14 protein-coding genes and 2 pseudogenes are annotated in these 13,567 nt (G+C 70.5%); 8 read left to right on the forward strand and 8 right to left on the reverse strand.

Annotated features, from left to right (window positions below; all coding sequences use genetic code 11):
• Positions 1-127 precede the first annotated feature (127 nt).
• The 4 genes and pseudogenes from ACIQHQ_RS19470 to ACIQHQ_RS19485 form a co-directional block, all read left to right on the forward strand.
• A pseudogene (locus tag ACIQHQ_RS19470) lies at positions 128-455 on the forward strand (putative quinol monooxygenase); the annotation flags it as partial.
• A gap of 203 nt (positions 456-658) precedes the next feature.
• Entirely contained in the window at positions 659-1,666 is a 1,008-nt protein-coding gene (locus ACIQHQ_RS19475) for an NADP-dependent oxidoreductase (RefSeq protein ID WP_402613140.1), read from the forward strand.
• Between the two features lie 119 nt (positions 1,667-1,785).
• A pseudogene (locus tag ACIQHQ_RS19480) lies at positions 1,786-1,950 on the forward strand (alcohol dehydrogenase catalytic domain-containing protein); the annotation flags it as partial.
• 133 nt (positions 1,951-2,083) lie between these two features.
• Complete coding sequence (locus tag ACIQHQ_RS19485; RefSeq protein WP_402613141.1) at positions 2,084-2,710, forward strand: carboxymuconolactone decarboxylase family protein; 627 nt, start codon at positions 2,084-2,086, stop codon at positions 2,708-2,710.
• A 329-nt stretch (positions 2,711-3,039) separates the two neighbouring features.
• On the opposite strand, the gene ACIQHQ_RS19490 is transcribed toward ACIQHQ_RS19485, so the two are convergent.
• On the reverse strand, positions 3,040-3,549 hold the full coding sequence (locus tag ACIQHQ_RS19490) for a metallophosphoesterase family protein (protein WP_402613142.1): 510 nt from the start codon (positions 3,547-3,549) through the stop codon (positions 3,040-3,042).
• Between the two features lie 209 nt (positions 3,550-3,758).
• Here ACIQHQ_RS19490 and ACIQHQ_RS19495 point away from each other — a divergent pair, with 209 nt between their 5' ends.
• From ACIQHQ_RS19495 to ACIQHQ_RS19505, 3 genes are read left to right on the forward strand one after another with little or no spacing between them, the layout of a single operon-like run.
• Positions 3,759-5,699 carry a glycosyltransferase family 2 protein gene (locus ACIQHQ_RS19495; protein ID WP_402613143.1) on the forward strand — a complete coding sequence of 647 codons (1,941 nt, stop codon included), beginning with the start codon at positions 3,759-3,761 and terminating at the stop codon, positions 5,697-5,699.
• 4 nt (positions 5,700-5,703) lie between these two features.
• Positions 5,704-6,309: a dTDP-4-dehydrorhamnose 3,5-epimerase gene (gene rfbC / locus ACIQHQ_RS19500; protein ID WP_402613144.1), complete on the forward strand. Its 606-nt coding sequence runs from the start codon at positions 5,704-5,706 to the stop codon at positions 6,307-6,309.
• 8 nt (positions 6,310-6,317) lie between these two features.
• The gene (locus ACIQHQ_RS19505) at positions 6,318-6,644 is read left to right on the forward strand and encodes a hypothetical protein (protein WP_402613145.1); all 327 of its coding nucleotides are present in this window, start codon (positions 6,318-6,320) and stop codon (positions 6,642-6,644) included.
• 166 nt (positions 6,645-6,810) lie between these two features.
• Here ACIQHQ_RS19505 and ACIQHQ_RS19510 read toward each other — a convergent pair whose 3' ends face one another.
• The 7 genes from ACIQHQ_RS19510 to ACIQHQ_RS19540 form a co-directional block, all read right to left on the reverse strand.
• Positions 6,811-7,623 (reverse strand): hypothetical protein, encoded by an 813-nt coding sequence (locus ACIQHQ_RS19510; RefSeq protein WP_402613146.1) that lies wholly within the window; start codon positions 7,621-7,623, stop codon positions 6,811-6,813.
• A gap of 205 nt (positions 7,624-7,828) precedes the next feature.
• Positions 7,829-8,704, reverse strand: coding sequence for a dTDP-4-dehydrorhamnose reductase (rfbD, locus tag ACIQHQ_RS19515; protein ID WP_402613147.1), 876 nt, complete (start codon positions 8,702-8,704; stop codon positions 7,829-7,831).
• Positions 8,701-9,681, reverse strand: coding sequence for a dTDP-glucose 4,6-dehydratase (gene rfbB, locus ACIQHQ_RS19520; protein WP_402613148.1), 981 nt, complete (start codon positions 9,679-9,681; stop codon positions 8,701-8,703). Before rfbB ends, rfbD begins: the two co-directional genes overlap by 4 nt.
• Positions 9,678-10,745 carry a glucose-1-phosphate thymidylyltransferase gene (locus tag ACIQHQ_RS19525; RefSeq protein ID WP_402613149.1) on the reverse strand — a complete coding sequence of 356 codons (1,068 nt, stop codon included), beginning with the start codon at positions 10,743-10,745 and terminating at the stop codon, positions 9,678-9,680. The genes rfbB and ACIQHQ_RS19525 overlap by 4 nt, the downstream gene beginning before the upstream one ends.
• A gap of 104 nt (positions 10,746-10,849) precedes the next feature.
• Entirely contained in the window at positions 10,850-11,032 is a 183-nt protein-coding gene (locus tag ACIQHQ_RS19530) for a hypothetical protein (RefSeq protein ID WP_402613500.1), read from the reverse strand.
• Positions 11,033-11,250: 218 nt separating this feature from the next.
• Positions 11,251-11,670: a CBS domain-containing protein gene (locus ACIQHQ_RS19535; RefSeq protein WP_402613150.1), complete on the reverse strand. Its 420-nt coding sequence runs from the start codon at positions 11,668-11,670 to the stop codon at positions 11,251-11,253.
• Between the two features lie 81 nt (positions 11,671-11,751).
• Positions 11,752-12,687 carry a LysR family transcriptional regulator gene (locus ACIQHQ_RS19540; RefSeq protein ID WP_402613151.1) on the reverse strand — a complete coding sequence of 312 codons (936 nt, stop codon included), beginning with the start codon at positions 12,685-12,687 and terminating at the stop codon, positions 11,752-11,754.
• A 154-nt stretch (positions 12,688-12,841) separates the two neighbouring features.
• On the opposite strand from ACIQHQ_RS19540, the gene ACIQHQ_RS19545 reads away from it, so the two are divergent.
• Entirely contained in the window at positions 12,842-13,537 is a 696-nt protein-coding gene (locus tag ACIQHQ_RS19545; protein WP_402613152.1) for a type 1 glutamine amidotransferase domain-containing protein, read from the forward strand.
• The last annotated feature ends 30 nt before the right edge of the window (positions 13,538-13,567 follow it).

The following is a 13,567-nucleotide window of genomic DNA, read 5'->3' on the forward strand; positions in this document are numbered from 1 at the left end:
CGGGAGCCGCTCCCGGCACGTCGCCATCGAGCGGACTTCGTACGAACGTGTCGCCATCAGCCCATCGCACATCAGCACCACATCGGCGTTCAGCACCTCGGCCCAGCACCTCACCGAGGGGAATCGCATGATCTTCATCACGGTGAAGTTCCGAGTCCGCCCCGAGCACGCCGACCGGTGGCCCGGGACCGCCGGATTTCACCTAACGACGCGCGCCGAACCCGGCTGCCCGGGGTTCGGCTGGTCGCGCGGCGTGGACGAGCCGCCGGAGTACCGCCCCGTCGAGGCCTTCCGCGACGACGAGGCCGGAGCCGCCCCCGTCCAGTCCGCGCGCTTCAAGACCGCGCAGCAGACGCTGCCTCCCCATCTGACCGAGACGCCGCGCATCGTGAACGAACGTCCCGCAGGACGACTACTGGTCGCTGCTCGAAGAGATGGCGGTGCCGGGACAGGAACAACGTTGCCCGCGACCGACGCCCGGTGCCGCGGGCGCCGCCGTGGCCGGAGCGGCTGCGGCGCCGGTGCCGAGCCCGCGTGAGCCGTCAGTCGTGGCGGGCCCGTAAGTCGTAGCGGACCGGCTCTTGCCTCGGACCGCGTTCCCCCGTACGCTCACCGCCGTACCGACTGGACGGTATGCAGCCGAGGAGAGTCGCCGCCGATGAGCACGATCAACCGCCAGATACGCCTGGCCGCACGACCTGTGGGAGAGCCGCGCCCTACCGACTGGGAGCATGTCGAGGAGCCGGCGGGGCAGCCGGGCGACGGGGAGTTCCTGGTCCAGGTGCTCTGTCTGTCGATCGACCCGGCGATGCGCGGCTGGATGAACGCGGGCAGGTCCTACATCCGCCCGGTGGAGATCGGCGAGGTGATGCGCGCCGGCGCGGTGGGAAGGGTGGTCGCCTCCCGGCACTCCGGGTTCGCGGTCGGCGACCACGTGTCGGGCACGTTCGGCGTGCAGGAGTACTGCGTGTCGGACGGGCGCGGCGTGACCAAGGTCGACCCCGCGGCCGCTCCCTTGCCGACTTATCTCGGCACGCTCGGCATGTCGGGCCTGACGGCCTACTTCGGCCTGATCGAGGTCGGGCGTCCCGAGCCGGGGCAGACCGTCGTGGTCTCCGGAGCGGCCGGGGCCGTCGGCAGCGTCGTCGGACAGATCGCCAAGATCCTCGGATGCCGGGTCATCGGCATCGCCGGCGGCCAGGCCAAGTGCCGCCTGGTGGTGGACGAGTTCGGTTTCGACGCCGCGATCGACTACCAGAGCGAGGACGTGCGCAAGGCTTTGCGCGAGCACGCTCCCGACGGCGTGGACGTGTACTTCGACAACGTCGGTGGCGACGTGCTGGACGCCGTGCTGCTGCGGCTGGCGCGCGGCGCCCGCGTCGTGATCTGCGGCGCGATCTCCCAGTACAACAGCACCAAGCCGCAAGGCCCCGCCAACTACCTGTCGCTGCTGGTGAACCGTGCCTCGATGACGGGCATCGTCGTGTTCGACTACGCCGAACGGTACGGGGAGGGCATCGCACAGATGGCCACGTGGCGGACGGAGGGGCGGCTGAAGTCCTTGGAGGACGTGGTGTCCGGCTCGGTCGCAGCTTTCCCCGAGACGCTGATGCGCCTGTTCCGTGGTGACAACCACGGCAAGCTGGTACTGAAGATCGCGGACTGACCGGGCCGAGGGGGAAGGGGAGATCCGATGAAGGCACTGATCTCCCACGGCCTTCACGACATCCGCTGCGTGGACCTCCCCGCCCGGCCGTCACCCACCCCGCCGACGCGGTCGTGCAGGTGACCGCGGCCGGCCTCTGCGGCAGCGACCCGCACCTCTACGGCGGTAACGCGTTCAGCCCGGAACTGGGCTCCGCACCGGGGCACGAGTGCGTCGGCGTGGTCGTCGGCACCGGCGACCAGGTCACTCGTTTCAAGCCCGGCGACCGGGTCCTGGTGCCCGCCTCCGTCGGCTGTGCGCAGCGCCGGCAGTGCGCGGCCGGATTCACCGCCCGATGCGAGCGCGCCACGTCGAGGCCATTCACTGCCAGGCGTTCAGCGGGTCCTAAGGTGAGTCCCCCGGAAACCGGAGGCCGCCATGTCACAGCCCCACGCCGCCCGCCCCACCCGTCCGCGGCTGGAGCCGCTCCCCGAAGAACGATGGGACCCACGGACCCGGGAACTGCTGGCCGCCGCTCCCCACGACCCTGGGGGCGGGATCCCGAACATCTTCACCACGCTGGTGCGCCATCCCGATCTCTACGAGCAGTTCATGCCTTTCGGCGGCCAGTTGCTCGCCAGAAGCCGGCTGCCGGGAGAAGTGCGCGAGTTGCTGATCCTGCGCACCGCGTGGAACACCGGCGCACGGTACGAGTGGGGTCGGCACCTCCCCCTGGCCAGGGCCGCGGGCCTGACGGACGCGGACATCGACCGCATCGGCGAAGGGCCTGAGGCACCCGGCTGGGCGGACCTCCAGAGGCTCCTGATCCGCGCGGCGGACGAGCTGCACGGCGATGCCACGATGTCCGACGGGACGTGGGAGGGTCTGGCCGAGCACTTCGGCGACGCCGAACTGATCGAGATCGTCGTGCTGGTGGGGCAATACCAGATGGTGGCCTTCTTCCTGAATGCCACCGGGGTGGAACTGGAGTCCGGCTTCGACAGCACCGGCTTCGCGGAGGGGGAGACAAGCGACAGTGAGGGCTCCGGAGCCACCGGCCCGTGACCTGACCTGACCTGACCGGCCGCAAGGTGTGAGTGACGCGACGGCAGGCCGCACGATCGGTCGCCATCCGTCACAGGACCGGCTCCGGAGGCCTCGCCACCAGCCATCGCCCGACGGTCTGCGGCCCCGGGCCGGGATCATCGGTGAGGTGGCGAGGTCCAGACGTGCCGCCTCGACGGCGGCGAGGTGCCCCTCGATCTCCACGTCCGCGGCGAGACCGACGGTGACGAGCTCGTCGCGCACCTGCCGGACGGTGGCCGTCACCAGGACGTCGCAGGCCGGCGACGTGACCGGGAAGCAGGCGTCGGCCCCCGGCCCGGACGGGACGTTCAGCGCGGTGGACGGGGCGGCAGCCGGTGCAGTTGAACGTCCGAGAGCAGCCCCTCGGCGACGGTGGTGGTCATGTAGGTGCAGTGGGGCTGTGCGCGGCGGTCCGTCGGGGAGCCCGGATTCAGCAGGCGCAGGCCGGTGGGGGCCGTGGTGTCCCAGGGGATGTGGCTGTGGCCGAAGACCAGCACGTCCAGGTCGGGGAAGCGGGCGGCGCACCGCTGCTCCCGGCCCTGCTTGGGTCCCGTCTCGTGGATCACGCCGAAGCGCACCCCGCCCAGGTCCGCGTACGCCACCTCGGGCAGCCGGGCGCGCAGCTCCGGCCCGTCGTTGTTGCCGTACACCCCGATGAGCCTGCGGCAGCGGGCCCGCAGCAGATCGAGGGTGGCCGTGTCGACCCAGTCCCCGGCGTGGAACACGATGTCGGCGTGCGGGAGTTCGGCCAGCAGGGGGGCGGGCAGTTCCCGGGCCCGCTTGGGCAGGTGAGTATCGGACATGAGAAGCAGGCGCACGTCCTCAGCCTAGGGGCTGCCGGGTGCTCACGCCCGTAAGGCAGCTTGACCGCGAACAGACAGACAGCGCAGCTCAGTTGCCGTAGAGCGGAGATGATCACGGCCAGGTCTCGAAAGGTGAGACGGCGCCGCCGACCGGGTTAGCATCGGGCAACAGGCAGTACAACAGGACGTCTACGGCAAGCGACCCGAAGGGGCCCGGAAACTCGATGCCGGTCAAGGTCAGCGTCATCGTCCCCGTGTACAACCCGGGGATCTACATCGAGGACTGCATCTCCTCGCTGCAGCGGCAGTCGCTGCCTCCCGACGAGTTCGAGGTGATCTTCGTCGACGACGGCTCGACCGACGAGACTCCGGCCCGGCTCGACGCGCTCGCCGCCGAGGACCCCCGGATGAAGGTCATCCACCAGGAGAACTCCGGCTGGTCGGGCAAGCCCCGCAACGTCGGCATCGAGGCCTCCCGGGGCGAGTTCGTGATGTTCGTCGACAACGACGACTACCTGGGCGACGAGGCCCTGGAGCGGATGTACGACTACGGCGTGGCCAACGGCGCCGACGTCGTGGTCGGCAAGATGGCCGGCAAGGGCCGCGGGGTTCCGGTCGAGCTGTTCCGCCGCAACCACCCGCGGGCCACCGTCGAGAATGCCCCGCTCATCGACAGCCTCACCCCGCACAAGATGGTCCGCCGAGCCTTCCTGGACCGCATCGGCCTGCGCTTTCCCGAGGGCAGGCGGCGCCTGGAGGACCACGTCTTCATTGCCGAGGCGTATCTGCGCGCGGAGAACGTCTCCGTGCTCAGCGACTACGTCTGCTACTACCACCTCCGGCGGGACGACGGTTCCAACGCCGGCTTCGAACGCTTCGACCCCGTCGGTTACTTCAAGAACCTCCGCGAGGCCCTCGACGTCGTCGAGCGGTACACGGAGCCCGGCCCGGTGCGCGACCGGCTGTTCCGGCGCTGGCTGCGCGTGGAGATGGTCGAGCGGCTGCGGGCGCGGCGGTTCCTGAACCTGCCGGACGACTACCGCAGGGAGCTGTTCGGCGAGATTCACGAAGTCGTCGTGGAGCGCTTCGGGCCCGGCGTCGCGGCCGGTCTGCAGCCGACCCAGCAGGTCATCGCCACGCTGACGGCGGCCGATCGGTACGACGACGTGCTGGCCTTCGCGGAGTGGGAGGCGGGTGTCGCACCCCGGGCGACCCCCGGGGACATCGAGTGGCGCGACGGCTCGCTCCGTATCGGCTTCACGGCCGAGTACCTGTCCGACGGCGAGCCGATGCTGTTCCCCGCCGACGCCGAGGCCGCGCCGCTGACCGATGCTCCGAAGGACGTGCCCGAGGCGGTGCGGTGGGTGGCCTCGCAGACCGCCGCGCGATTCGGGCAGGCCACGGCCGATCTGCTGCTTCGGGAGCGCTCCAGCGCCGCGCAGTACTTCCAGCCGGTTCAGTTCACGCGCGACACCGTGCCGGCCGGGGACGGCGGGGAGGTCCGGCTGGTGCTGCGGGCCACCGCCACGGTCGACCCGGCCGACCTGCCGCGTGACGGCGCCTGGGACGCGCTCGTCCGGGTGAAGACGGGTGGCTGGACCAAGGAGTGCCGGCTGGGACCGGCGCCGCGCGAGGACCGGCCCGCGCCGGGCGTGGGCGTCGTCGGTGACCGGCCGGTCCTGCCGTACTGGACCGCACCGCACGGCAACCTCTCCCTGGAGCTCGGCGCGCGCGGCAAGCGGCTCGGGCTGGGCCGCGTGCAACTGGGGGACGTCTCCGTCTCCGGCGAGCGGTTCCGGGTGCTGCTCCCGGTGCACGTCCCGGGCGGCTCGGAGGTGCGGCTGAGGTTCGTCTCCTCCCGTGGGATCCTGGAGACGTCGGGCACGCTCTCCCCCGACGCGGACCGGCCGGGCTCGGTGCTGGAGGCGGTCCTGCCCGAGGACCTCTCGGACAACGTCTGGCGGGTGGCCGTGTGCCTGAACCCGGGTGCCGACCGGGCCCGCTTCACCGGTCTGCCGTTCGCGCTGCGGGCCGGTGGCGGGAGCGTGCTGGTGACGCCGGTGCCGGGACCCGGTGTCGCGCTGCGGCTGGCCCGGCGCGCCCGACGCGTGCTCGGTGCCGTGCGCCGGAAGGTGAATTCCCGTATCAGGACCGGAGGGCGGTGAGGGCATGCGACCCCTGGGGATAGAGGGCGCCTGGGTACTCGAGCCCAAGATCTTCCCGGACGACCGGGGCAGCTTCCACGAGTGGTATCGCGGTGCGGAGTTTCGCGAGGCGACGGGGCACGACCTGTCCGTGGCGCAGGCCAACTGCTCGGTCTCGCGGCGGGGCGTGCTGCGGGGTGTGCACTTCGCCGATGTGCCGCCCAGCCAGGCCAAGTACATCACGTGCGTCCGTGGTGCCGTCCTGGACGTGGTGATCGACATTCGCGTCGGCTCCCCCACCTACCGGACGTGGGAGGCCGTACGGCTCGACGACGACACGCGGCACGCGGTTTTCCTCGCGGAGGGCCTCGGCCACGCGTTCATGGCCCTCACGGACGACGCGACGGTCGTCTACCTGTGCTCGGAGGGCTACGCCCCGGGCCGCGAACACGGCATCCACCCGCTCGACCCGGCCCTGGGCCTCGAGTGGCCCGAGGGCATCACTCCGGTGCTGTCCGACAAGGACGCCGCGGCGCCATCCCTGGCTGAGGCGGAGCGGTCAGGACTGCTTCCCACGTACGCGGACTGCGTCGCCCACTACGAGCGGTTGCGGGGGCGGCTCAACAGCTGAGCCCCGCTGTGGACGCAGTCGAAGAAGTGGCCCACCTGGTCGCGGTGGCGTACCGGGACTCCGCCCGACCGTGCGGCACGGTGTCCGCCGTCGCCGACCGAGAACCGGACAGCAAGACCGTCGAATTGGCCGCCTCTCCGCTCTTCTCCGCCCGGCCCACACCACAGGGCACCACACACTCACCCAGCCACCTCATCAAGGGGAACGACGCGAGCAATGACGGGAACTGCGTTGCCTTCGCGCAGAACCTGAGCGAGACAAGCCACATATCCATCAAGGTGTGCCAGTACGCGGGCGACGCCGTGAAGTCGTGCGCCTACCCACGCATCCGGTAGGCACCGCACCGTTCAGTCAGGCCTGAGCGGGCAGAGCCCGGCGGTTGCCGGACTCCGCCCGCCGCCGGCCGGAGTGACGTCGTCGGCCCGACCTCGCTTTTGGAGATGCCGCCGGAACAGCCGACGAGCAGACCCGGCGGGAGGGTGTTGTTCGCACTCGCCGGGATCAGGACTTGGCGTAGCGCTGCTTCAGCGCACTCCGCTTGTTGCTGCCTTCGGCGTTCCTGCCCTTTTCGATGATCACCAGGTTGTGGTAGAAGTGCACGCCGACGACGTTGAGGTCCGTATAGGTCGGCTGATAGTTCTCATCCACGAATTCCTCGTAGTTCAGCCCGTCCGTCAACCGCTTCAGCATCGCCATGCTGGTGTGCCGGGCGTCGAGGTCCTCGCTGCCCATCCATTCGGGCCAGTATGACGACTGCGTGTCCTCGACGACGTAGATGCCGCCGTCCTTGAGCCGGGGGAAGAGCGTCTCGAACGTCGTGATCACGTGCGGGCTGCGGTGGCTGCCGTCATCGATGATGACGTCCAGTTCGCCGATCTTGTCGGCGACGGCGTTCAGGGACGCGGGGTCGGACTGGTCGCCGACGAACGTCGTGATGCGGTCTTCGTCGACAAAAGACTTGTCGTGAATGTCCATTCCGAAGATCTGCGCCTTCGGGAAGAAGTGCTTCCACATGCGCAGCGATGCCCCGCCCTGGCCGGTCCGGCTGTAACCGCCGATTCCGATTTCCAGGAGGTTGAACGATTCGTTCTTCAGGTGCTGGAGATGGCGCTGGTAGTGCTGGGTGTACCGGTGCGTTCCCCACTTGTCCGTCTTGAAATGCACGGCCAGCTTGTTGAGATCGTCGGAAATCGCTGCGAGTCCGGTCGGCTTGGCCGGCTTGGGCGGCTGGCTGGAGAGGCGCTTCTTCAGCCGGCGCAGAACCCTCAGGTTCTTCTCGCCCAAGGCAGACTTCACAATCGTACGCATCGACATCGCGGGGGCGTTTCCTTTCATGGGGGCCTACCGGTCGGACACCGGACGGTGGAGCGATTCACTGTCGGCGGGCTGCGAGGTGACGTGGCCGACGCCGGGCGGGCGGGAACGCCTCACGCGCGTCGATGTGACGTACGCGTCGCCGCGGCTGACATTCGGCGTTGCTCGGCACGCCACGCCGCACGGGGCGGGAACCCGTGCCGTCTCACTGGGACCTCTCCTTGCGGATGCGGGGCAGTGCTTCGTGCAGAGCGGAGCGCCAGTCGCGCGGCAGGGGCAGGCCGATCTCCTGCCACCGGCGGTGTGCGAGGACGCTGTACGCCGGGCGGGGGGCGGGCCGGTGGAAGGCCGCGCTGCTGGTGGGGCGCACCCGGTCCGGGTCGGCGCCGATGAGGGTGAACACCTCGCGGGCGAGGTCGTACCAGGTGGCCTCGCCGGAATTGGTGGCGTGGAAGACGCCGTGCGCCTCTGGGCCGAGCCTGGGGCCGAGGTCGGCGATCCGCTCGGCGACGTCGGCGCTCCAGGTGGGCTGCCCGCGCTGGTCGTCGACGACGTCGAGGGTGTCCCGGCGCGCTTCCAGTCCGATCATGGTCCGAACGAAGCTGGAGCCGTGGACGCCGTAGAGCCACGCCGTGCGCAGCACCGCACTCGCCCCGGGGAGTTCCTCCAGTACGGCCCGTTCCCCGGCCAGTTTGGTGCGGCCGTAGGCGGTGCGCGGACCCGTCGGGTGGTCCTCCGGGTACGGGCTGGTGCGGGACTCGCCGGAGAAGACGTAGTCCGTGGAGACGTGCAGGAGGCGGGCGTGGTGCGCGGCGCAGGCCCGGGCCAGCAGGCGCGGGCCGTCGCCGTTGATCTCCAGGGCACGGGCCTCGTCGGTCTCGGCGTCGTCCACGGCCGTGTACGCGGCGCAGTTCACGACGAGGTCGGGGCGGTGCTCCCGTACGGCGGCGTCGACGGCCCCGGCGTCCGTGATGTCCAGGGCGGTGCGGTCGAGACCCATGACGCTCTCGCCGCGCCTCGTGAGTTCCTCGACGACGTCACGGCCGAGCATCCCGCCCGCCCCGGTGATCAGCCACCTCATGCCCGCTCCTGGGCGACGCGCCGCTTCAGGGGCTCCCACCAGGCCCGGTTGTCGCGGTACCAGGCGACGGTCTCGGCGAGGCCGGTGGTGAAGTCGTGGCGGGGGCGGTAGCCGAGTTCGTCGCGGGCCTTGGACCAGTCGACCGAGTAGCGCAGGTCGTGGCCCTTGCGGTCCTCGACGTACTCCACCCGGCCCCAGTCCGCTCCGCACGCGTCCAGGAGCAGCCCGGTGAGCTCCTTGTTGGTGAGCTCGGTGCCGCCGCCGATGTTGTAGACCTCGCCGGGCCGGCCGTGGGTGCGGACGAGGTCGACGCCCTGGCAGTGGTCGTCGACGTGCAGCCAGTCGCGGATGTTGCGGCCCTCGCCGTACAGCGGCACCTTGCGGCCGTCGAGGAGGTTGGTGACGAACAGCGGGACGACCTTCTCGGGGAACTGGTGCGGGCCGTAGTTGTTGGAGCAGCGCGTGACGCGCACGTCCAGGCCGTGGGTGCGGTGGTAGGCCAGCGCGAGCAGGTCGGAGGATGCCTTGGATGCGGAGTACGGCGAGTTGGGCCGCAGCGGGTGGTCCTCGGGCCACGACCCGGACTCGATGGAGCCGTAGACCTCGTCGGTGGAGACGTGCACGAAGGGGCCCACGTCGTAGCGCAGGGCGGCGTCCAGGAGGGTCTGGGTGCCGAGGACGTTGGTGCGGACGAAGTCGGCGGCGCCGGTGATGGAGCGGTCCACGTGGGATTCGGCGGCGAAGTGCACCACCTGGTCCGCACCGGCCATCAGCTTGTCGACCAGCTCGGCGTCGCAGATGTCGCCCTGCACGAACTCCAGCCGCGGGTGGGTCAGTTCGAGGTTGTCGAGGGTGCCGGCGTAGGTGAGCTTGTCCAGCACGGTGATGCGGGGCGCGTCGGGCGCGTCCGAGGCGAGCAGTGCGCGCACGTAGCGGGAGCCGATGAACCCGGCGGCGCCGGTGACGAGGAGGTTCATGAAGTGATCTGCACCTTGCTGTGATCTCCGAGGACGAAGCGGTGGGCGCTGGGGACACTGGGGGCCGGGGTCACCTCGACGTGTCGGCCGATCAGCGAGGCCTCGATCCGGGCGACGCCCAGGATCGAGGAGTCCCGCAGCACGATCGAGAACTCCAGCTCGCTGTCGGTGATGCGGCAGTTCTCGGCGACGGAGGTGAAGGGGCCCACGTAGGAGTTGCTGACGAGGGTGCCCGAGCCGATGACGGCGGGCCCGACGATGCGGGAGCCGACGATCCGCGCCCCCTCTTCGACCACCACGCGTCCTATGATCTCCGAGGCGTCGTCCACCCGGCCGTCGATGCGGCGCTCCATGCCTTCGAGGACCGTGCGGTTCACCTCGAGCATGTCGGTGACGTTGCCGGTGTCCTTCCAGTAGCCCTTGACGACCGTGGAGCGCACGTCGGCGCGGGCGTCGATCAGGTGCTGGATGGCGTGGGTGATCTCCAGTTCGCCGCGCCAGGACGGTTCGATGGCGCGGACCGCCTCGTGGATGAGGGGCGTGAACATGTAGACGCCGACCAGCGCGAGGTCGCTCTTGGGCTGGTCGGGTTTCTCCTCCAGGCCGATCACCTGGCCGGACGGGTCGAGTTCGGCGACTCCGAAGGCACGCGGGTCGGCCACGCGGGTGAGCAGGATCTGGGCGTCGGGCCGATGGCGGCGGAACTCGTCGACGAGGCCGGTGATGCCGCCGACGATGAAGTTGTCACCGAGGTACATCACGAAGTCGTCGTCGCCGAGGTAGTCCCGGGCGATCAGCACCGCGTGGGCCAGCCCGAGCGGCCGCTCCTGGGGGATGTAGGTGACGTCGAGACCGAACTTCGACCCGTCCCCCACCGCTTCCTCGATCTCCCCGGCCGTATCCCCGACGATCATGCCCACGTCGGTGATGCCGGCCTCGGCGATCGACTCCAACCCGTAGTACAGCACGGGCTTGTTGGCCACGGGCACCAGTTGCTTGGCCGACGTATGGGTGATCGGCCTCAGCCGCGTTCCTGCGCCGCCGGACAGCACGAGAGCCTTCATTCGGCTCACCTTAGTCGTGATCCGGCGGATGTGAACATCACTTCTTTTAGTTGTCGATGCGCGCAGTTACTCGGACCGTCACCGCGCTGTCCTGCGGGGAGGGGTCAGTCCTCACCTCGGACGATGTTCCACTCCGCCCCGGAGTGCACCGCCCCGGGGCAGCCCCGGTCCTCGACGGCCGGGAGGCAGGTCCGCAGCGCGGCCTTGCCGCGCAGACGGCGCGCCTTGGACCAGCCGGTCTCGTGCTGACGGACGACGGGCTTCTCACTGGTGTCCATGGACTCCACGACTCATCATCTTCCTTCTGCTTCCGCTTTTGTTCGAGTCCCCAGCGGAAAACCGAACAAACCCGGCCCGGGGCGCCTGTGCCGCTCCCGAACCCCCCTCCTGCCGTGAGGTGTTCGGTAAACGTGTTCACCACGTGCGTTCGGCCGCGCGTTCCTGCGACACACGACGGTCCCGCGCACGACGGGGTGCGCGGGACCGTCCGGTGGGTGGGTGCGGGTCAGGCGTTGGGGCGCGCGGCACTGATGTCGCCGAGCGCCGACTCCGGGTCGCGCTCCATGGCCATGTCGCCCAGGGAGACGATGCCCACGGGGTGCCCGTGGTCGACGACCGGGATGCGGCGCACGGAGTGCTCGCGCATGAGTTCCACCGCGTGCCCCAGGTCCTCGTCGGGACCGACGGTGACCAGGTCGTCGCTGCAGGCGCCGGCCACGGTGGTCTGCTCCGGGTCGCCGCCCCGGCTGATGGACCGGACGACCAGGTCACGGTCGGTGACCAGGCCGCGCAGGTCGTCGCCGTCCGTCACCAGGACGACTCCGAGGTCCTCGTCGCGCATGATGCGCGCCACTTCGGCGACAGAGGTCTGCGGCCCGACGGTGACAGGGTCGCTGGTCATGATGTCGCGGACATGCTGTGCCATGACGTTCCTCTTCCCTCTTCCTTCGGCTCGTGGCGGTTTCTCCGTCCTGTGCCGCGTCGGGTACCCGGTCGGCCCGCGGTGTCACCAGGTACGGCCGGCCTCCAGCAGACGGTCGCGGACGAGGGTCACATGCGGGTTGCCCGAGGCACCCGGCCGCTGGACGAGGAAGCCGGTGTTGATCGGCCCGTCCTCCGGGGCGTCGAGGAGCACCAGAGCACCGGACGCCAGCTCCCCGGCGCACAGGTAGCGCGGCAGCACGCTGAAACCGGCACCGGCGGTGACCAGTGCCAGGACTGCCCTCAGGTCCGGTACCGAGACGGCGGCACGACAGTTCAGACGCCGGCCGAAGACGTGCCGCCAGTAGCGGCGGACGATGGGCAGGTCCTCGGCGTACGTGATCAACGGGACGTCGTGCAACGCGGCGGGGCCGTCCGCGACCGGCCGCCGCGCGATGCGGTCGGCCCAGACGGGGGCGGCGACCAGGACGAACTCCTCGTCCGTGAGAGGCACGGCGGACAGCGTGCGGCCGCGGGGCCGGGCGGTGGCGATCACCAGGTCGTGGCGGCCGGCGCGCAGTTCGTCGAGCAGGGGCTCGGTCAGTCCCAGGGCGACGCGCAGCCGCACGCCCTCGGTGACGAGCGGGGCGAGGGCGGGCAGGGCCCGGGCCGACAGCAGTTCGGCGGGTCCGGCCAGATGGACCGGCTCGGCGCGTGACTCCTGCCGGGGGCCGTGGCCGGTGGCCTCGGCCAGTGCGTCGAGCGGGGCCGCGACACGGGCCGCGAGTTCGTCGGCCACGGCGGTCGGGGCGACGCCGCGCGGCAGCCGCTGGAACAGCTCACGGCGGGTCTGCCGCTCCAGCGAGCGGATCTGCGTGGTGACGGTCGGCTGGGACAGGCCCAGCAGTTGCGCGGCGGCCGTGAAGGAACCGGACCGGTAGACGGCCAGGAAGGTGCGCAGCAGGTTGAGGTCGGGCTGCGCGGGCGTGCCGGTCGCGCCGACGGGGTCGATGGGCCTCACGTGATCCGACCCTACCGCGTACCGCCATTGAAATTCCTATGGAAGTCATTGGTTCACCCATTGGAAAAGCGGCAATACGGTTGCCTACGGTCGTCACCGTCCGAGTCATCGCCGCGCTGTCCGACCGCGGCCCGTCCCCTGGAGATCACCCACCATGTCGAAGATCCTCTTCGTCGTCACCGGAGCCGACACCTGGACCCTGGCCGACGGCACCGAGCACCCCACCGGCTTCTGGGCCGAGGAGGCCGTCGCCCCGTACGAGGCGTTCCGGGCCGCCGGGCACGAGGTCGTCGTGGCCACACCCGGCGGGGTCGAGCCCACCGTCGACCGGGCCTCCCTCGCGCCGGAGGTGAACGGGGGCCAGGAGAACGCCGACCGGATCGCGAAGGCGCTGGAGTCCTTCACCGAGCTGCGGCGTCCCGTCCGCCTCGAGGACGTCCGGCTGGACGACTACGCGGCCGTCTTCTACCCCGGCGGTCACGGCCCGATGGAGGACCTCGCCGTCAACGCCGCGTCCGGCCGGCTGCTCGCCCGGGCCCTGGAGTCGGGCAGGCCGCTCGGTGTCGTCTGCCACGGGCCGGCCGCACTGCTGGCCGCCGTCGGGGAGGACGGCGCGAACGTCTTCGCCGGCTACGAGGTCGCGGCGTTCACCAACGCCGAGGAGATCCAGGGTGGTCTCGCCGACCGCGCCCCGTGGCTGCTCCAGGACCGCCTCACCGAGTCCGGGGTGACCGTCCGGGCCGGCGAGCCGTGGGCCCCGCACGTGGTCACCGACCGCAATCTGGTCACGGGCCAGAACCCCGCGTCGTCGGCCCCGCTGGCGGAGGAACTGCTGAAGCGGCTGGGCTGAACTCCGGGGGCGTGCGGTCACGCCCTGGGG

The organism is Streptomyces sp. NPDC092370 (genome assembly GCF_044755265.1).
GTDB lineage: Bacteria > Actinomycetota > Actinomycetes > Streptomycetales > Streptomycetaceae > Streptomyces.